This window comes from Bordetella parapertussis (assembly GCF_020735925.1).
Classification (GTDB): Bacteria; Pseudomonadota; Gammaproteobacteria; order Burkholderiales; family Burkholderiaceae_B; genus Bordetella; species Bordetella pertussis.
On record NZ_CP085971.1, the window covers coordinates 1489579 to 1507650 of the forward strand.

Genomic DNA, 18072 nt, shown 5'->3' on the forward strand with positions numbered 1-18072 from the left:
CTGGCTTGCCGTATTTCAATCGGTTTCGCGCGCGTCACACGGGCGCGGCGCGACGCGGATATAGAATCGTCGCCATGTCCTCCAACCCGGTTTCCGCCTCATGCGCGCCTGTCTTGCAGGTGCACGGCCTGACCAAGCGCTACGGCGAGCGCGTGATCGTCGACGGCCTGTCCTTCGCGCTGCGGCGCGGCGAATGCTACGGCCTGCTGGGCCCCAACGGCGCCGGCAAGACCACGACCTTGCGCGCCTTGCTGGGCCTGACGCCGTTTGACGGCGGAGCCGTCGAGGTGCTGGGCCACGCCGTGCCGGCGCAGGCCAGGCAGGCGCGGGCGCGCCTGGGCGTGGTGCCGCAGATCGACAACCTGGACCCCGATTTCACCGTGGCCGAGAACCTGCTGGTGTTCGGCCGCTACTTCGGCCTGAGCGACGCGCAGGTACGGGCCAGGCTGCCGCAATTGCTGGCCTTCGCGGCGCTGGCGGCCAAGGCCGATGCGCGCATCGGCGAGCTCTCCGGCGGCATGAAGCGGCGCCTGACGCTGGCGCGCGCGCTCATCAACGATCCCGACCTCATCATCATGGACGAGCCGACCACCGGGCTGGACCCGCAGGCGCGCCACCTGATCTGGGAGCGCCTGAAGGCGCTGCTGGCGCGCGGCAAGACCATCCTGCTGACCACGCACTTCATGGACGAGGCCGAACGCCTGTGCCACCGGCTCGGCGTGATCGACCACGGCCGGCTGATTACCGAAGGCGCGCCCCGGGCCCTGATCGAGCGCTGCCTGGAGCCGCAGGTGGTCGAGGTCTATGGCGATGACCTGCACGCCTGGCTGGATGCGCACCGCGCGGCCTTGCCGGCGCGGGTCGAGGTGAGCGGCGAAACGGCGTTCTGCCATACGGACGACGCCACGCCCGTCGTGCAGGCGCTGCAGGGCTGGCCGGACCTGCGCTACCTGCACCGGCCCGCCAACCTCGAAGACCTGTTCCTGCGCCTGACGGGACGCGGCATGCGGGAGGACGCATGAGTGCGGGCGCCTGGGGCTGGCCGCCGCTGACGCGCCGCTGCGTGGCGGTGCTGCGGCGCAATTTCCTGGTGTGGCGCAAGACGGCCCTGACCACGGTGCTGGGCGATGTTCTCGACCCCGTCGTCGCGCTGCTGGCGCTGGGGTTCGGCCTGGGCGCGCTGCTGCCGGGCATCGAGGGCGTGCCCTACGTGACCTTCCTGTCGGCCGGCTCGATGTGCGTGGGCGCGCTGTACGGCGCCACCTTCGAGGCCACCTACAACGCTTTCTCGCGCCTGCACGTGCAGCGCACCTGGGACGCCATGCTGAGCACGCCGCTGGACCTGGACGACGTGGTCTGGGCGGAAATCCTGTGGGCGGCCGCCAAGGCGCTCAAGAGCGGGATTGCCATCCTGCTGGTGGTGGTGGCGCTGGACATCGCGCGCGCCGACCCTGCTGTGGGTGCCGCCGGTGCTGGCCCTGGCCGGGCTGGCTTTCGCCTCGATGGCGCTGGTGGTCAGCGCGCTGGCGCGCGGCTACGAGTTCTTCATGTATTACTTCACGCTGGGCGTCACGCCCATGGTGTTCCTGTCGGGGGTGTTCTTTCCCGCCTCGCAACTGCCGGCCGCGCTGGCCGGCCCGCTGCAGTGGCTGCCCGTGGCTCCGGCGGTCAATCTGATCCGGCCGCTCACGCTGGGACAGGTGCCGCACGCCTGGTGGGCCGATGTGGCGCAACTGGCCGCGACGGCGGCGCTGGGCATCTGGCTGGTGGCGGTGCTGATGCGGCGCCGGCTGCTGCGTTGAACAGCGTTGAACCGCGCCCCATGACAGGGGCGGCGCGGGCGTCTAACATGTTTCCAGGGCCCGCCTGGGTGGTTTGTCTCGGTACTCAAAGGAGAACGTCATGGTCACGGATGCGGTGTTGAATCATGCAGGACGCGAGTGGGGCTGGGTGGCGTTGCGCGGCGTGGTGGCGGTGCTGTTCGGCCTGATGGCAGTGCTGATGCCCGGCATCACGTTGTCGGCGCTGGTGCTGGTATGGGGCGCTTTCGCGCTGGCCGACGGGATCTTCGCGCTGATCGCGGGCTGGCGCATCCGCGACCAGGACAAGCCGTTGTGGCCGCTGATCCTGGTGGGCCTGACGGGTATCGCGGCCGGCATCGCGACCTTTGCCTGGCCCGGGCTGACCGCGCTGGTGCTGCTGTACATCATCGCGTTCTGGGCCGTGATCGGCGGGGTGTTCCAGATTGCCGCGGCGATCCGCTTTCGCAAGGATATCGAGAACGAGTGGCTGCACGGCCTGTCGGGCGCGCTGTCCATCGTATTCGGCGCGCTGCTGCTGTTCCAGCCGGGTGCCGGCGCGCTGGCGCTGGTGTGGGTGATCGGCGTGTACGCGGTGCTGTTCGGCGTGCTGCTGCTGGCCCTGGCATTGCGGCTCAAGAACCACGCCGCGACGCCGGCCTGAGGAGTTGCCGTGCTGACTTTCGCTCCGCTCAATTTCCTCGCCATCGGGGTGGGCGCGACCCTGGGCGCCTGGCTGCGCTGGGTGCCGGGCCTGCGCCTGAATGGCGCGGGCTGGCCGTGGGGCACGCTGACGGCCAATCTGGTCGGCGGCTACCTTATCGGCGTGATGGTCGCGCTCATCGCCAGCCATCCGGAATGGCCCGCCTGGATACGGCTGGCCGCGGTAACCGGCTTCCTGGGCGGGCTGACCACGTTCTCGACCTTCTCGGCCGAGACCGTCGACATGCTGGAGCGCGGCGTCTACGCGACCGCGGCGGCCTACGCCGGCGCGAGCCTGGCCGGTTCGCTGGCCATGACCGGGCTGGCGACCGTGCGCCTGCTGTTGCGCTGAGGCCGGCGCCGGGCGCCAGGTTTCAGTCCTGCGTGGCCGCGCCGCCGAGCACGACGCGGGCGGCTTGCAGGCCGCTGCGCACCGCGCCTTCGAGCACGCCGGGGTAGCCCGTGTCGGTCCAGTCGCCGGCCAGCGCCAGCGAGCGCCATGGGGTGCTGTTCAGCGGCCGCGCCAGGCCCGGCACGGCGGCGAAGGTGGCGCGCTTTTCCACGAACAGTTCGGCTATCTCGACGGCGGGCATCGGGGCCAGGCGCGCCGGGTGGCGGCGGGCCTGTTCGGCCACCTGGCGCGTCAGGGCGGCGATGGCCTGTTCGCGGTCGGCAGCCGCCACGGCGCGCGCCGCGCTGACCACCACCGCCAGTTCGCCGCGCTCGCCACGGCCGGTCAGGCGCGAGCGGTCGAACAGCCACTGGCCGTGAAAGCCGCGCGCCGGTTCCTCGCGCAGCATCATCATGGGCTCGGGCAGGGGCCAGGGGCCGGCCAGGCGCAAATTCAACGTGGCGATGGGTTCGTAATCGAACGCCTGCAGGGCGCGCAGCAGCCCGCTGGAGCCTCGCTCGGCCAGCGCATTCTCAAGCAGGCGCGCCGCCACCTGGGGCGATACGGCCAGTACGGCCGCGTCGAACCGTTCGCCGTTGACCTCGACGCTATGGGCCTGCGGCGTCAGACGCCGCACCGTGTTGCCGTAGCGCATGGTGGCCTGGAGGGCCGCCACGTCGGGCCACAGCGCCGACAGGTCGGCGCAGGGCAGCAGCAGATCGCTGTTGCGCCGGTGGCCGGTCAGGCTGTCGCGCAGGATGTGCGCGTACAGCAGGGCGCTGGCCTGCGCCGGGGGAGTGTTCAGGGCAGCCAGGCACAGGGGCACCCAGACGGATTGGCGGATGCCGGCGGGCTGGCGGGTATGGTCCAGCAGCTGCGTGACGGTCCAGTCGCGCGGCGCCTGCCACTGCATCTGGCGCAGGTAGTGCATGAGCCGCACGGCAGCCACGCGCGAGCGCCAGGGCAGGCCGCGCGCCAGCAGCAGCGCGGCGGCGGCGTGCAGGGGGGCGGGCAGGGGCGGCGCCGACAGGCGAAAGCCGCCGTCCAGGCTGGCCAGCCGCAACGGCCGGCGCATCAGCAGCGCATCCGGGTTGCGTCCCAGGCGGCGCATCAGCGCCAGGGTTTCGCCATAGGCGCCCAGCAGGATGTGCTGGCCGTTGTCCAGGTCGTCGCCGAACTCCGGGTGGACCACGCGGCGGGCGCGCCCGCCGGGCGTGCGCCCGGCTTCGAACACCGTGACCTTGGCGTCGGCCTCGCGCAGCGCCACGCTGGCTGCCAGGCCGGCCCAGCCCGCTCCGATGACGGCGACCTTCATCGCGCCAGCCGGCGCACCAGGGGGGCGCCGCCGCTTACCCAGGTCTTCCAGGCCAGCCACAGCTTGCGCACGGGCGTCAGCGAAATGCGCTGGTGCAGCACCTGCCAGTCGTCGCGCTCGATTTCGTCGAGCAGCGCATGGTAGATGGCCGCCATCATCAGCCCGGGCCGCTGGGCGCGCCGGTCCGTCTCGGGCAGGGCCTGCATCGCCTCGCGGTACAGCCCGCGGGCGCGCTCGGCCTGAAAGCGCATCAGCGCGCTGAAGCGTTCGGAATGGACGCCGTTGAGGATATCGGCGGCCTTGACCTCGAATTGCTGCAGTTCATTGACCGGCAGGTAGATGCGGCCGCGCCGCGCGTCGTCGCCGACATCGCGGATGATGTTGGTGAGCTGGAACGCCAGTCCCAGCTTGCCGGCATAGTCCAGCGTGCGCGCATCCTGGTAGCCGAACACGCCGGCCGACAATTCGCCGACCACGCCGGCCACGTGCCAACAGTACTTGCGCAGGCCGGGCCAGTCCAGGTAGCGGGTCTGGTCCAGGTCCATCTCCATGCCGTCGATGACGGCCAGCAGACGCTCGCGCGTGATGTTGCAATCGGCCAGGTGCGGCTGCAGCGCGCGCGTGACGGGGTGGTCCGGCTTGCCATCGACCATCTGGTCGACCTGCGTGCGCCACCAGGCCAGCTTGACGCGCGCCAGGGACGGGTCGCTGCATTCGTCGACCACGTCGTCGACCTCGCGACAGAACGCGTACAGCGCAGTAATGGCCCGCCGCCGCGCCGGCGGCAGGAACAGGAACGAGTAATAGAAGTTGGAGCCGCTTCTGGCGGCCTTTTCCTGGCAGTATTCGTCAGGGGTCATATCAGGTGAAGGCGCGCCACAGCATGACGGCCCAATCTTTGGCGCCCAACTCGGGGCGATTCATGAAGACGTCGTATCCGGCGTCCTCGATGCGTTGCAGGATGCGCAGGCCGCCCTGGACGACCAGGCGCAATTCCAACCCGATCCTGCCCGGCAGGCGGCGCGGCAGCGCAGCGCCAGAGTGTAGCAGCGCGCGCGTGCGCTGCACTTCGAAGGCCATCAGCTCGCGCCATTGCGGGGTCAGCCGGCAGGCTGCCAGGTCGTCGCGGCTGATACCATGGCGGCGCAGGTCCTCCTCGGGCAGGTAGACGCGCTGCTTGCGCCAGTCGATGCGCACGTCCTGCCAGAAATTCACCAACTGCAGGCCGGTGCAGATCGCATCGGCATCGCGCAGGTTGGCTTCGTCGACGGCGCCGTACAGGTGCAGCATCAGCCGGCCCACCGGGTTGGCCGAGCGCCGGCAGTAGTCCAGCAGATCGTCATGGGACTCGTAGCGCTTGACCGAGATGTCCTGCTCGAACGCCGACAACAGGTCGAAGAACGGCGTGATGGGCAACTGGTGGCGCGCGATGGTGGCCGCCAGCGGGGTGAAGATGGGCGCCAGGTCGGCGCTGGCCGGCACGGCCAGCGTGCCGGGTTCGGCGCCGATGCGATGCAGCTCGGCGCGGAAGGCGGCCAGCTGGCGCAGGCGCTCGGCGTCCTCGGCGGCGCCTTCATCGGCGATATCGTCGGCGGCGCGGGCGAATCGATAGATATCGGTCACGGCGCCGCGCAACCGCCGCGGCAGCAGCAGCGAAGCAACGGGGAAATTCTCGTAGTGATCGATGGCCATACGGATAGCGAGGTCAGGGCGGCATCAGCCGCCGGAATGAGGCATTTTAGGGGAGGGCGGCGTATGGCGCCGCGGGCGGATCAGTTAGACTTGGCGGCAACAGGCCCGGGTGCCTCGGAAATCTCATCATGCCGCGTCCCATATTTGCTTCGATCTCCCAGTCCGCGCTGCGGCACAACCTTGCCACCGTGCGTCGTCATCTCGATGACGTGGCGGCCAAGGCGGACGGCACGCCGCCCTCCATCTGGGCGGTCCTCAAGGCCAATGCCTACGGCCATGGCATCGAACAGGCGGTGGCCGGTTTCTCGGCGGCCCAGGGCCTGGCCATGCTGGACCTGCAGGAGGCCGTGCGCTGCCGCGAAGCGGGCTGGGGCGGCCCCATCCTGCTGCTCGAAGGCTTCTTCCAGCCGTCCGACCTGGAAATCGTCGACCGCTATCATCTCGCCACCACCGTGCATACGCGCGAGCAGTTCGACATGCTGGCGCATGCGCGGCTGTCGCGCCGCGTCGACATCATGGTCAAGCTCAACAGCGGCATGAACCGGCTGGGTTTCGCGCCGGACGCCTACGGGTCCGCCTACGCGCGCGCGCAGCAGCTGCATGAGTACGGCGTGGTGGGCGGCATCGGCAAGATGACCCATTTCGCCTGTGCCGACGGGCCGCAGGGCGTGACCCAGCAGATGAACGTCTTCAACGGCGCCACCGCGCACCTGGCCGGGGCGACCAGCGTCTGCAATTCGGCCGCCACCCTGCGCTATGCCGACCTGGCGGTCGGCCACGACGGCCAGACCCACTGGGTGCGGCCGGGCATCTGCCTGTACGGCGCCTCGCCGTTCGCCGATGCGCAGGCCGGCGCGTTCGGATTGATTCCGGCCATGACGCTGCGCTCCGAGCTGATTGCCATCCAGGATATCCCGGCCGGCGCGGCGGTGGGTTATGGCGCCATTTTCCGCGCCGACCGGCCGATGCGCATCGGCGTGGTGGCGTGCGGCTATGCCGACGGCTATCCGCGCCATGCCGGCACCGGTACGCCCCTGACCGTGGGCGGCGTGCGCACGCGGCTGGTCGGCCGCGTGTCGATGGACATGCTCATGGTCGACCTGGATCCGGTGCCGGCCGCCGGCATCGGCACGCCCGTGGTGCTGTGGGGCGAGGACGGCCCGTCGGTCGACGAAGTGGCCGAGGCCGCTGGCACCATCGGCTACGAATTGCTGTGCGCGCTGGCCCCGCGCGTACCCGTGCGCCACGAAGGCTGAGCATTGTGCGGATCGCCGGCGGGCCGGCCTGCTGGCATGAATTGCTACGCAAGTTACATGACGCCGCCGGCCGGATGGTGTCTACTCTATACCCTGTCGTCGCGCGGCCGCCGGTCGCGCTGGCGGGGCAAACATGACGAGGTTTCAATCCATGAAGGACAAATGCGTGCTGGTGACAGGTGCCACCAAAGGCATCGGCTGGGCACTGACGCAGCGGTTGACCGATCTGGGTTGCCACGTAGTGGGTATCGCGCGCAATACCGCCGATGTGGACTTCCCTGGCTATCTCTACGCCTGCGACCTGGCCGACGCCGGCCGCACCGAAGAGGTGCTGCGCGAGATCCGCGATAAATTCCCGGTCGATGCGGTGGTCAACAATGTCGGCATCGTGGCGCCGCAGGCGCTCGGCGAGATCGACCTGGCCACGCTCTACAGCGTGCTCGACCTGAACGTGCGCGTGGCGGTGCAGGTCACCCAGACCTTCGTCGAATCGATGAAGGTGCGGCGTAGCGGACGGATCGTCAATATCTGTAGCCGCGCCATCCTGGGAGCCTACGACCGCACCAGTTATTCGGCCGCCAAGAGCGCCCTGGTCGGGTGCACCCGCACCTGGGCGCTGGAACTGGCCGAGTATGGCGTCACCGTCAACGCGGTGGCGCCCGGCCCGGTCGAGACCGAGCTGTTCCGGCGCGGCCATCCGGCCGGCAGCGACGCCGAAAAGCGCGCCCAGGCTTCGATTCCCATGAAGCGGTTCGGTACGCCGGCCGAGGTCGCCGCCGCGGTGGCGTTTTTGTTGTCGGACGACGCCGGCTTCATTACCGGGTAGGTCCTGGGCGTGGACGGCGGCGGCAGCCTGGGCGGCCACTGACCGGTTCCGCCCCCTATTGGCCGGGCGTACCGCCGTCGGCTGGCGCCAGCTGCTCGAGATCGGGCGGCAGGGCCAGTCCCGGGGCGGCACGGCGCCAGGCCAGGACCTGCGCGGCCGCCTCCTGCGGCTTGCCCTCGCGCACCAGCGCGCGGATGCGCTCGACGCGTTGCGCATAGGCCGGATCGTCACGCTGGCGCGCTGACGCCGCCAGATTTTCCTGTTGCTGTTTTTCGGCCCGCACCGCGGGCGCGGCGCGCTGCGGCATATAGCCGCGCCGTGCCGGCGCGGCGTCCTGGGCCGATGATTCGGCCGCGGCCCCGCGTGCCGCCTCGGGCGCCAGCGCAGGTGGCAGGGCGGGCGCGGGCGCCGGCGCACCCAGCGGCGGCGGCGCGGCCAGGGCGGGATCGGGGGCGGGCGGCTCGGGCATGGCGTCGCGGGTGGCCTGGGCGGCCTCCTGCTCGGCCTGCAGCTCGACCTCGGCGGCGGGCTGCAGCGCGTACTGCTCCAGGTCGGTGAACACGAACAGGGCGCTCACCGCGACCACGCAGGCCGCCACCGCCCAGGCCGGGTGCCAGGTCGCGCGTGGCCGGCGGGCGCGCCGGTCGGCTTCGGCGGCGCGCTGGGCCTGCTCGCGGATCGAGGCGTCGAGCATGATGTCGGGCTCGTGGCGCGGCAGCTCGCGATACAGCGCGCGCAGGTCGCGATCGTCGTCGTCGGGCGGCAGGTGCGGGTTCATGGCCTAGGGGCTCCTGGGGGCGCTCTCGGAGCTCAGCTCCTCGCGGATGCGCCGGGTGGCGTAGCGCAGGCGCGATTTGACGGTTTCGCGAGAGACACCGGTGACTTGCGCAATTTCTTCCACATCCAGATCGTGCTCCAGTCGCAGCAGCATTGCCAGTCTTTGTTCATCCGGCAGGCGCTCGATGGCCAGTTGCAGCCGGCGGCGCTGCTGGAACTCGGATAGCCGCGCCTCGGGCTGCTCGTGTTCGGCGGCGGGCACGCTGGCCAGCGCGGCCTCGGCCTGTTCCGGGGCGACCGGGGCGGGCTGGCGGCGATGGGCATCGACCAGCAGATTGTGCGCGATCTGCAGCAGCCAGGTGGTAAAGCGCGCCTGGGGGCGGTAGCGGGCCCGGGCGTCGATGACGCGGCTCCAGGTTTCCTGGAAGATGTCGTCGGCCTGGGCGGCGTTGCGCGCACTGCGCAGGATGTAGCGATACAGGCCGGCGCGGTGGCGGGCGTACAGGGCGTCGAAGGCGTCCATGTCGCCTTCGGCCCCGTAGGCCAGCATCAAGGCTTCGTCGGCGGCGCTCGCGGTGTCCATGGCGGCGCAGTGTATCGCCTCGGCGGCGATTGCGCACGCCGCCGAGGCCGGCGCGACTGCCAGGGCCGTCACCGTAATCAGCGCGCCGCCGGCGTGCCCAGGCTGGCGGCCAGCTCGACCAGGTTGGCGAACTCGGCCTGCAGGCCCAGCGGGTCGGCGCCGCGCGATTGCCGCGCCAGCGCCGCGATGGCCTGCGGCGCGTAGCCGTCCAGGTATTTGCCGCCGCGCAGCCATTGCGTGAAGGCCGCCGCGGCCGCCGCGCGATTCAGGCGCGCGCTGGCGGCCGGCGCCGCCGCGTCGGCGGCCACCGGTTGTTCGATCAGGCGGCTGGCGCCGCCTTCGGGCGACTGGTAGCGGATGCGCACATAGGCCAGCTCGTCGCGCGGGCTGTCCGCGGCGCGGGCCGGCTGTCCGTAACGCAGCGCATCGATGCGCTGCGCTGCGCCCGCCGGCGTGATCTCGTACAGCGCCGTTACGTTGGCGCCGGCGCCCAGTTCGCCCGCGTCGACCGCGTCATTGTTGAAGTCCTCCCGCGCCAGGGCGCGCTTCTCGTAGCCGATCAGGCGGTACTCGGCCACCCGCGCCGGGTTGAATTCGACCTGCACCTTGACGTCCTTGGCGATGGTCAGCAGGGTCGCCGACAGCTCGCTGGCAAAGACCTTGCGCGCCTGCAGCAGGCTGTCGATGTAGTGATAGCTGCCGTCGCCGGCGTTGGCCAGCTGCATGGCCATGGCATCGTTGTAGTTGCCGCTGCCCAGCCCCAGGGTGGTCAGCGCGATGCCGCGCTTGCGCTGGCTGCCGACATAGTCCTTGAGCTGCGCAAGATCGGTGCGGCCGACGTTGAAGTCGCCGTCGCTGGCCAGCACGATGCGGTTGACGCCATCCTTGACCAGGCCCTTGGCGGCCTCGGCGTAGGCCAGCTCCAGGCCGGCGCCGCCATTGGTCGAGCCGCTGGCCTGCAGGCCGTCGATGGCCGCCAGGATCTGCGCATGGCGATCGCCGGGCGTGGAGGGCAGCACCAGGCCGGCGCTGCCGGCGTAGGCGACGATGGCGACGCGGTCCTGCGCGCGCATCTGCGTCACCAGCTGGCGCAGGGCCGATTTGAGCAGCGGCAGCTTGGCCCGGTCGGCCATCGAGCCGGAGGTGTCGATCAGCAGCACCAGGTTGACCGCGGGAATATCCTGCGGCGCCACCCGGTATCCCTGGATGCCGACCAGCAGCAGCTGGCGCTGCGGATTCCAGGGCGCCGGCGCGATCTCGGTCGTGAGGGAAAAGGGGACGGCCGGCGTGGCGGGGGCCGGGTAGCCGTAGTCGAAGTAATTGATGAATGCTTCGGCGCGCACGGCGTCGGCCGGCGGCAGGCGGCCATCGTTGAGCAGGCGGCGCACATTGCTGTACGAGCCGGTATCCACGTCCAGCCCGAAGGTGGAGACCGGCTGCTCCTGTGCCAGCTGGACAGGATTGTCCTGGTAGCCGGCATAGTTTTCGCGATCTTCCTGGATGACGGGCATGGGCGCCGGCATGATCCGCATGCGCGCCTGGTCGGCATGCGCCCGGGCCGCCGCGTGCGACGCCGGGGGCATATAGGTTTGCGCCGCCAGTTCGCGCTGCGGCGCGCCGGCCGGTTCGCCGCGCGGCGCCGCCGGCACGGCCTGGGGCGCCGGCTGGCCCGGTACGGCGGCGGGCTGGCCGGCCACGCCGGCCGAAGGCGGTTCGGTCGGGCTGCAGGCGCTCAGCATGGCCAGGCTGAGCACCGTGTACAGCAGGGGGGAGGGGCGTAGGATCGGCGTCATGGCGTCGGGTCTCGTGGTGGTGGATCGGTACTTGGTTAAACGCACGAGGGGGCCGGAAGGGGTTGATGGGCGAGGACAGAATTGCAAACAAACGTATCGCGCCTCGCTTGCCGGTAAACTGCCGGCATGGCGAAATCCCGAACCATCTATGTCTGCGCCGAATGCGGCGGCACCAGCCTCAAGTGGCAGGGCAAGTGCCCGCACTGCTCGGCCTGGAATACCCTGGAAGAAACCGTGGAGTCCGCCGCGTCCTCGGCCGGCGGGCATCGCTACGCGCCCCTGGCGGCGGCCAGCCCGGTGCGCAGCCTGTCCGAAATCGAAGCGCGCGAGACGCCGCGCCAGCCCACCGGGCTGGACGAGTTCGACCGCGTGCTGGGCGGCGGGCTGGTCGCCGGCGCGGTGGTGCTGATCGGCGGCGACCCCGGCATCGGCAAGTCCACGCTGCTGCTGCAGGCGCTGGCCTCGCTGTCGGCCACGACCAAGGTGTTGTACGTCACCGGTGAAGAGTCGGCCGAACAGGTCGCGCTGCGGGCGCGCCGGCTGGGCCTGCAGACCGGCAATGTCGACTTGCTGGCCGAGATCCGGCTCGAGGCGATCCAGGCGGCCGTGTCGGAACAGAAGCCGACCGTGGCGGTGATCGATTCGATCCAGACGCTCTACAGCGGCGAGCTGACCGCCGCGCCGGGCTCGGTGTCCCAGGTGCGCGAATGCGCGGCGCAGCTGACGCGCCTGGCCAAGCAGACCGGCATCGCCATCGTGATGATCGGCCACGTCACCAAGGACGGCGCGCTGGCCGGACCGCGCGTGCTCGAACACATCGTCGACACGGTGCTGTACTTCGAGGGCGACACGCATTCGTCGTTTCGCCTGGTGCGCGCGTTCAAGAACCGCTTTGGCGCCGTCAACGAACTGGGCGTGTTCGCCATGACCGACCGCGGCCTGCGCGGCGTGGCCAATCCGTCCGCGCTGTTTCTCTCGCAGCACCAGCAGCAGGTGGCCGGTTCCTGCGTGCTGGCGACCCAGGAGGGCACGCGCCCGCTGCTGGTGGAAGTGCAGGCGCTCGTCGATACCTCGCATGCGCCCAATCCGCGGCGCCTGACGGTCGGGCTGGAGGGCAACCGCCTGGCCATGCTGCTGGCCGTCATGCACCGCCATGCGGGCGTCTCGACCTACGACCAGGACGTGTTCGTCAATGCCGTGGGCGGGGTGCGCATCACCGAGCCGGCGGCCGACCTGCCGGTACTGCTGGCCATCATGTCATCGCTGCGCGACAAGCCGCTGCCCGCCGGCCTGGTGGCGTTCGGCGAGATCGGCCTGGCCGGCGAGATCCGGCCCGCGCCGCGCGGCCAGGAGCGCCTGCGCGAAGCGGCCAAGCTGGGGTTCAGCGTTGCGCTGATTCCCAAGGCCAATGCGCCGCGCCAGCCTATCGAAGGGCTGGAGATATGGGCCGTGGATCGGCTGGACGCCGCCCTGGACAAATTGCGTTGATGGCACGTTCGGGGAGCCTGTCTTGAGTCTGCTGGTAATCGCGGCCTGCCTGGCCAGTGGCGCGCTGATCGGTTTCATGGGCGGCGCGCTGGGCATCGGCGGCGGGCTGATCGCCATTCCCGCGCTGGGGCTGCTGCTGGGCATGCCCCAGCAACTGGCCCAGGGCACGGCGCTCATCATGGTGCTGCCGACCATCATGATGGCGGTGCGCAAGTACCACCAGCATGCGCGCATCGATATGCGCGTGGCGGGCGCCGGCGCGGCGGGCGCCGTGGTGTTCACGTGGGTCGGCGCGCAATTGGCGCTGGGCATCGTCTCGCGCACGCTGCGCCTGAGCTTCGCGGTGTTCCTGTTCTTCATCGCGCTGTTCTATGTCTACCAGACCGTGCGCAAGCGCGCCGCTGCCGCGCCGGCGGCGCCGGCGCGGCCCGCGCCTGTCCTGAGCCCGCCGCGCGCCAGCGTGCTGGGCGTGCTGTGCGGCACGCTGGGCGGGTTCTTCGGCGTGGGCGGCGCGGTGCTGGCCGTGCCCATCATTACCTCGGTGTTCCGCTTGCCGCAGACGATGGCCCAGGCGCTGGCATTGACGATGGTCATTCCCGGTTCGATGATCGCCCTCGTCACCTACACCTGGGCCGGCCAGGCCGATTGGTGGATAGGCGTGCCATTGGCGGCGGGCAGCCTGGTGTTCGTGCCGGTGGGGGTACGGCTGGCCTATCGGCTGCCTGAACGCAAGCTGAGAGCCTGCTTTGCCGCCATGCTGTTTGCGACCGTCGCCTTGTTGATCTTCGAGGCCTGATCGGCGCGGGATCATGACGAGCGGTTAGCGACGGAAAAATTTCTTCCGTGCTCCGAACCTTTCGTTGGACGCCTGCTCCAACGAATTACAGGTCCCATGGCATTTTGCCGGGCCTTGTATGGACGGGCTCCCGCGCCCGCAAGATAGGAGTACACAACATGACGACTCAGTCCCGTATCGCCGCTTTCTTGTCCACCTCGGCCTTGTGCCTCGGGCTGGCGGCCGCGCCATCGGCGTATGCCGCGCAGGGCGACACCCAGTCCGGCGCCAAGAGCAGCGTCAAGGCGCCGTCCGGCGGCAAGCACGCCAAGGGCGAGAAACACGCCAAGAGCGGCGCGCATCACGGTGCCCACCACGCCAAGACGGGCAGTACATCCACCAAATAATTCTCAGGGACGCCGGTCCATGGCACGGGGCGCCGCGGGGGCGCCGCGCCGCGCACCGGCGCCGCATTCAGCCGCGGGCGAGCGCCAGCCGCGCGATCCGGCGGTACCAGTAGTGCAGCAGCACGGCCGACAAGCCCAGTCCGGCCATCGCCATCAGCCACATCGTGCCGGCGCCAGCCGGCGAGCCCGGCATCAGCGCCGCGCGCACCGGATCCAGGCCGCCGCGTCCCGGGCCGAATCCCAGCCACCATCCTCCCAGCAGGCCGACGCTGCCCAGCGCCACGGTTTGCAGCACCAGCGGCATGACAGCGACCTTGTGGGCGCGCAGCAGGTACGAGTTGATGCATTGCATCGAGTCGCACAAGTGGAACAGCGGGATGATGGCCAGCAGCGACGCCGCCACCGCGGCGACTTCGAGATCGTCGGTATAGGCGGCGATGATGAGCGGGCGGCCGACCAGCAGCACCGCGGCGGTAAGCGCCGCGCCCAGCAGGCCCAGCGCCAGGCCGGCCATGCCGGTGCGGTGCGCCCGGTCGGGGCGGCCCGCGCCGATCGCTTGCGCGGTCAACGCGGCGGTCGCCACCCCCAGCGCCATCGGCATCATGTAGCACAGCGCGGCCAGATTGGACATGATCTGATGTCCGCCGGACACGTACGTGCCTTCGCGCGCCACCAGCAGGGCCATGAACGTGAACGCCGACACCTCGACCAGGTACGAGCCGCCCATCGGCAGGCCCAGGCGCAGCAGCTCTTTCAGCGCGCGCCAGTCGGGCCGCCCCACGCGCAGGCGGAAGCGGCGGTAATAGCGGTCGTGCGTGATGATCCACAGGCCGGCAGCCAGGCTCAGCCAGCCCGAGATGGCGGTGGCTAGGTGTGATGTCTCAATAGGTTGTTCATCCAGGCCGGACCTGGGATGCTGTGGTTACCACGCCATCGCAACTCAGGGCAGGACACTGGATGAACAACCATAAGCATGCGCGATTGACCCGCCTAGGTCGAGCCCTTCTTGTTAACAGGGTGATGCAACAGAACTGGACGATGAGGCAGGCCAGCCAGGCGGCAGGGGTGAGCCTGCGCACCGGTTACAAGTGGCTTGCCCGCTTCCGAAGCGAAGGTCTGGACGGCCTGCTTGACCGCAGTTCTCGCCCGCACCGCAGCCCGAAGGCCTGTGCGCCCGAGCAGGTTGAGCACTTCGCCCAGCAGCGCCGCCAGCGTCTGCCGCTGTGGCGCATCGCGCGTGAAGCCGGCCGCAGCCTGGCCACCGTGGCGCGGTATATGGAACGCATCGGCCTGAGTCGACTCGCCTCGCTGGAGCCGCCGGCGCCGGTGCGCCGCTATGAACGCGCCAGCCCAGGCGAGCTGCTGCACATCGACACCAAGCGGCTGGGCCGCATCCGGGGCGTGGGCCATCGCATCACCGGCGATCGGGCCCAGAACCGCAACCGCGGCATTGGCTGGGACGCTGTGCACCTGGCCATCGATGACTTCTCGCGCGTGTCCTTTGCTCGCATCCTCGACGATGAGGGCGGCGATCAGTGCGCTGAGTTCCTGCGCCAAGCCACCGCCTACTACGCCAGTCTGGGCGTGCGCATCGACCGCGTGATGACCGACAACGGCAGCGGCTACGTCTCCAGGACCTTTCGGGCGGTGTGCGTGGAGCTGGGAATCCGTCACATCCGCACCCGCCCCTACACCCCCAAGACCAACGGCAAGGCCGAGCGCCTCGTGCAGACCTGCTTACGGGAGTGGGCATACGCCAGGCCCTACACGAGCTCAGCCGAACGACAGGCTGCCTTGCAGCCCTTCATTGACCGCTACAACTGGTGTCGGCCACACTCCGCTCTCGGACATCAGCCACCCATCACGCGTATCCCAGATGTGAATAACCTATTGAGAATCGACAGCTAGGCCGGCGCCCACGGCGCCCAGCGCCGGCAGGCCGAATTTGCCGTAGATCAGCACCCAGTTGCAGAACGCCTTGACGAACACCGCCGCCAGGTTGATGCTCATCACCACCTTGGGACGCGATACCGCCGTGCCCAGGGCGTAGATGGTGCGAAACACCAGCGTGGCGGGCAAGGCCAGCACGAGGGCGCGCAGGTAGGCCGCCACCCGGTCGCGCACGGCCGGGTCCACGTCGCCGGACAGCGAGAGCCAGGCGTCGGGAAACAGCATCAGGATCGCGCCCACCACCGACAGGCCCAGCGCCAGCCATACGCCCTGGCCCCAGGTACTGCCGACTTCGCGCTGCTGGCCGGCGCCGAAGTGTTGCGCCAGGATGGGAATGAGGGCGTGCACCACGCCCATCAGGCCGACGAAAACCGTGATGTACACCGACACCGACAGCGACATCGCTGCCAGGTCCTGCGGGCTGGCGTGGCCGGTCATGGCGGTGTCGAGCACGCCGAAGGAGATGCCGGCCCATTGGCTGATCAGCACCGGCCATGCCTGGCGCGCGATGTCGCGCATGGTCGCGCCGAACCCGGGCGAGGGGGCGGCGGCAGGGATCATCGGGTGGGCGTGACGCGCAGCAGGCGGAAGACTTCGTGCCGGTCGGCGCGGCGGCCGCCGCGCCACAATTCGGTGGCGCCGTCGCTGTAGGCGGCGGTGCCGTCGCGCAGGCTGCTGTGGGTAGTCTGCTGCAGCACCAGCGTGCATTTGGAATCGTAGGTGAACGACATGTTGTCGAACACCAGGAACGAGGCGCGCTGCCCGCTGCCCAGACTCAGGCCGCGCACGCACTCGCCCGGCTGGAGGTTGGCCTGCAGCGCTGCGGCCAGCTGGCCCGATACGGTGCGGTAGCTGCGCGCATAGTCCACCGCGGGCTGCCACAGCAGCACCAGCAGGATCCAGGTGGCGGTCAGGCCGCCGGCCGACAGCACCGTGCCGCGCCACAGCGCCAGCGGACGGCTGCGCAGGCGCCAGACGACCAGCACGACCCAGGCGGCCGAGATGACCAGCGCCAGCGCGCTGGCCAGCCAGGAAATGGAGGCTTCGTAGCCGGTGGTCTGGCGGGCGATATTGCGCGAAATCTGCGCCGGCCAGCCGAAATGCAGCGCCACCCAGCCCAGCCAGGCGGTGGCCGCGGTAAGCGAAAAGCACATCACCGCGAACCAGTCCAGCGTGTTGACTACGCCGCGCCGCAGCGTGGGCAGCGAGAAGGCGCCCAGGATGGCGCAAGGCACCGCCAGCATGGCGTACTCGGCGTCATTGGGTCCGTCCAGGAACAGCAGCATCAGCGCCGCGGTGGCGGCCAGCACCAGCGGCACCCAGATATGGGGCGCATACAGCCAGGCGCGCCAGCGCCAGATCGCCAGCAGGGCCAGCGGCCAGGTCGGCCACAGGTACCAGGGCAGGTCGCGCAGCGTGCGGCCGGTGATGCGCAGGTCCGGCCAGTCGTACGAGGCCAGGGTCCAGGTTTTCCAGTTGCGTATCCAGTAGTCGCTGCCCTCGGCCAGGGTGGCGGGCAGCCACCAGGCCAGCATCAGCGCGGCGGCGATCAAGGCCGCCCAGGGCAGCCAGCGTACCCGCTGCCACAGCAGGCTGCGCGGGTAGAACGCCAGCACCGCGGCCACCATCACCGGCGCGGCGCCGATCCAGCCGCGCGTCAGGAAGGCGCCGGCCACCGCCACCCCCAGGGTGGTGGCGCCAAGGAAAGGGCGATCCAGCGTGCGGGCCATGGCGTAGAACGCGAGCGCCTGCCAGGCCATGATGGCCGGCACCACCGAGGTTTCGTGCAGGCGTTGCAGGATGCCCACCGTGGCCAGCAGCAGCAGCAGGGCCGCGTCGGCCAGCATGCGGCCGTAGTCGCGCGCCGCCGGCTCGCCGCCGAAAGGCAGTTTGAGCGGCTGGGCCTCGGCGCGCCGGCCCAGCAGATAGGTGCCGTACCAGACGCTGACCGTGGCGATGCCGAACCACAGCAGGTTGGGCAGGCGGCCGGCCGTGATATCGCCCAGCCATGGGCCGAACAGCCACATCGAGGCGCCGCCGACCCAGGTGATCATCGGGCCTTCCTCGGCGTGCGCCAGGTGCCCCACCTGCGGCAGCAGCCAGGTCATGCCGCCTTCGCGCAGCGCGGTGATCATGGTGGCCAGCCCGACCACGTCGTCGGTCTTCCACGGGTCGCGCATGAACAGGCCCGCCACGATATAGATCAGCGACAGGCCAAGCAGGACGAGCCGGGGCAGCTTGGCGGTAGCTTGTACCGTCAGCCGGGCCGGAGTAGAGCGCGAAATGGGAGACACGGACGTAATGTAACCGACGAGCGT

Annotated in this window: 16 protein-coding genes and 3 pseudogenes; 10 read left to right on the forward strand and 9 right to left on the reverse strand. The window is 70.1% G+C overall.

Annotated elements, in window-relative coordinates:
* Nucleotides 1–74: 74 nt before the first annotated feature.
* The 4 genes and pseudogenes from LK409_RS07115 to crcB all read left to right on the forward strand — a co-directional run bounded on the left by LK409_RS07115 (nucleotide 75) and on the right by crcB (nucleotide 2853).
* A complete protein-coding gene (locus LK409_RS07115; protein ID WP_003810478.1) occupies nucleotides 75–1022 on the forward strand; it encodes an ATP-binding cassette domain-containing protein in 948 nt (315 codons plus the stop codon).
* Nucleotides 1019–1802 (forward strand): annotated as a pseudogene (locus LK409_RS22775) (ABC transporter permease). Before LK409_RS07115 ends, LK409_RS22775 begins: the two are co-directional and overlap by 4 nt.
* Nucleotides 1803–1902: 100 nt before the next feature.
* Nucleotides 1903–2463 (forward strand): HdeD family acid-resistance protein, encoded by a 561-nt coding sequence (locus tag LK409_RS07125; protein WP_003810481.1) that lies wholly within the window; start codon nucleotides 1903–1905, stop codon nucleotides 2461–2463.
* A 9-nt stretch (nucleotides 2464–2472) separates the two neighbouring features.
* Nucleotides 2473–2853, forward strand: coding sequence for a fluoride efflux transporter CrcB (gene crcB, locus LK409_RS07130; protein WP_010928226.1), 381 nt, complete (start codon nucleotides 2473–2475; stop codon nucleotides 2851–2853).
* A gap of 22 nt (nucleotides 2854–2875) precedes the next feature.
* Here the strand turns inward: crcB and hpnE are convergent, their stop codons facing one another.
* The 3 genes from hpnE to hpnC are packed head-to-tail and all read right to left on the reverse strand — an operon-like array spanning nucleotide 2876 to nucleotide 5899.
* The gene (gene hpnE / locus LK409_RS07135) at nucleotides 2876–4207 is read right to left on the reverse strand and encodes a hydroxysqualene dehydroxylase HpnE (RefSeq protein WP_010928227.1); all 1332 of its coding nucleotides are present in this window, start codon (nucleotides 4205–4207) and stop codon (nucleotides 2876–2878) included.
* Entirely contained in the window at nucleotides 4204–5067 is an 864-nt protein-coding gene (gene hpnD / locus LK409_RS07140) for a presqualene diphosphate synthase HpnD (protein ID WP_010928228.1), read from the reverse strand. The genes hpnE and hpnD overlap by 4 nt, the downstream gene beginning before the upstream one ends.
* A 1-nt stretch (nucleotide 5068) precedes the next feature.
* The gene (hpnC, locus tag LK409_RS07145) at nucleotides 5069–5899 is read right to left on the reverse strand and encodes a squalene synthase HpnC (protein ID WP_010928229.1); all 831 of its coding nucleotides are present in this window, start codon (nucleotides 5897–5899) and stop codon (nucleotides 5069–5071) included.
* A 128-nt stretch (nucleotides 5900–6027) separates the two neighbouring features.
* On the opposite strand from hpnC, the gene alr reads away from it, so the two are divergent.
* Nucleotides 6028–7155: an alanine racemase gene (alr, locus tag LK409_RS07150; protein ID WP_010928230.1), complete on the forward strand. Its 1128-nt coding sequence runs from the start codon at nucleotides 6028–6030 to the stop codon at nucleotides 7153–7155.
* Between the two features lie 151 nt (nucleotides 7156–7306).
* Entirely contained in the window at nucleotides 7307–7981 is a 675-nt protein-coding gene (locus LK409_RS07155) for an SDR family oxidoreductase (RefSeq protein WP_049788706.1), read from the forward strand.
* Nucleotides 7982–8036: 55 nt separating this feature from the next.
* On the opposite strand, the gene LK409_RS07160 is transcribed toward LK409_RS07155, so the two are convergent.
* The 3 genes from LK409_RS07160 to LK409_RS07170 all read right to left on the reverse strand — a co-directional run bounded on the left by LK409_RS07160 (nucleotide 8037) and on the right by LK409_RS07170 (nucleotide 11134).
* Entirely contained in the window at nucleotides 8037–8759 is a 723-nt protein-coding gene (locus LK409_RS07160) for a hypothetical protein (protein ID WP_003810496.1), read from the reverse strand.
* 3 nt (nucleotides 8760–8762) lie between these two features.
* A complete protein-coding gene (locus tag LK409_RS07165) occupies nucleotides 8763–9341 on the reverse strand; it encodes an RNA polymerase sigma factor (RefSeq protein ID WP_010926777.1) in 579 nt (192 codons plus the stop codon).
* Between the two features lie 77 nt (nucleotides 9342–9418).
* On the reverse strand, nucleotides 9419–11134 hold the full coding sequence (locus LK409_RS07170) for a vWA domain-containing protein (protein WP_010928232.1): 1716 nt from the start codon (nucleotides 11132–11134) through the stop codon (nucleotides 9419–9421).
* Between the two features lie 126 nt (nucleotides 11135–11260).
* Between LK409_RS07170 and radA the strand changes: the two genes are divergently transcribed.
* From radA to LK409_RS07185, 3 genes are all read left to right on the forward strand, one after another.
* Complete coding sequence (radA, locus tag LK409_RS07175; RefSeq protein WP_010928233.1) at nucleotides 11261–12622, forward strand: DNA repair protein RadA; 1362 nt, start codon at nucleotides 11261–11263, stop codon at nucleotides 12620–12622.
* 22 nt (nucleotides 12623–12644) lie between these two features.
* Entirely contained in the window at nucleotides 12645–13418 is a 774-nt protein-coding gene (locus LK409_RS07180) for a sulfite exporter TauE/SafE family protein (RefSeq protein ID WP_010928234.1), read from the forward strand.
* Nucleotides 13419–13576: 158 nt separating this feature from the next.
* The gene (locus LK409_RS07185) at nucleotides 13577–13804 is read left to right on the forward strand and encodes a hypothetical protein (RefSeq protein ID WP_010926775.1); all 228 of its coding nucleotides are present in this window, start codon (nucleotides 13577–13579) and stop codon (nucleotides 13802–13804) included.
* A 67-nt stretch (nucleotides 13805–13871) separates the two neighbouring features.
* On the opposite strand, the pseudogene LK409_RS07190 reads toward LK409_RS07185, so the two are convergent.
* Nucleotides 13872–14675: pseudogene (locus LK409_RS07190) on the reverse strand (MATE family efflux transporter); the annotation flags it as partial.
* An 86-nt stretch (nucleotides 14676–14761) separates the two neighbouring features.
* Here LK409_RS07190 and LK409_RS07195 point away from each other — a divergent pair.
* Complete coding sequence (locus LK409_RS07195; RefSeq protein WP_010927663.1) at nucleotides 14762–15712, forward strand: IS481 family transposase; 951 nt, start codon at nucleotides 14762–14764, stop codon at nucleotides 15710–15712.
* Here the strand turns inward: LK409_RS07195 and LK409_RS07200 are convergent.
* Nucleotides 15707–16315: pseudogene (locus LK409_RS07200) on the reverse strand (MATE family efflux transporter); the annotation flags it as partial. The gene LK409_RS07195 and the pseudogene LK409_RS07200 sit on opposite strands and share 6 nt — an antisense overlap.
* The gene (locus LK409_RS07205; RefSeq protein WP_010928235.1) at nucleotides 16312–18048 is read right to left on the reverse strand and encodes an ArnT family glycosyltransferase; all 1737 of its coding nucleotides are present in this window, start codon (nucleotides 18046–18048) and stop codon (nucleotides 16312–16314) included. The pseudogene LK409_RS07200 and the gene LK409_RS07205, both read right to left, overlap by 4 nt.
* Nucleotides 18049–18072: the final 24 nt, after the last annotated feature.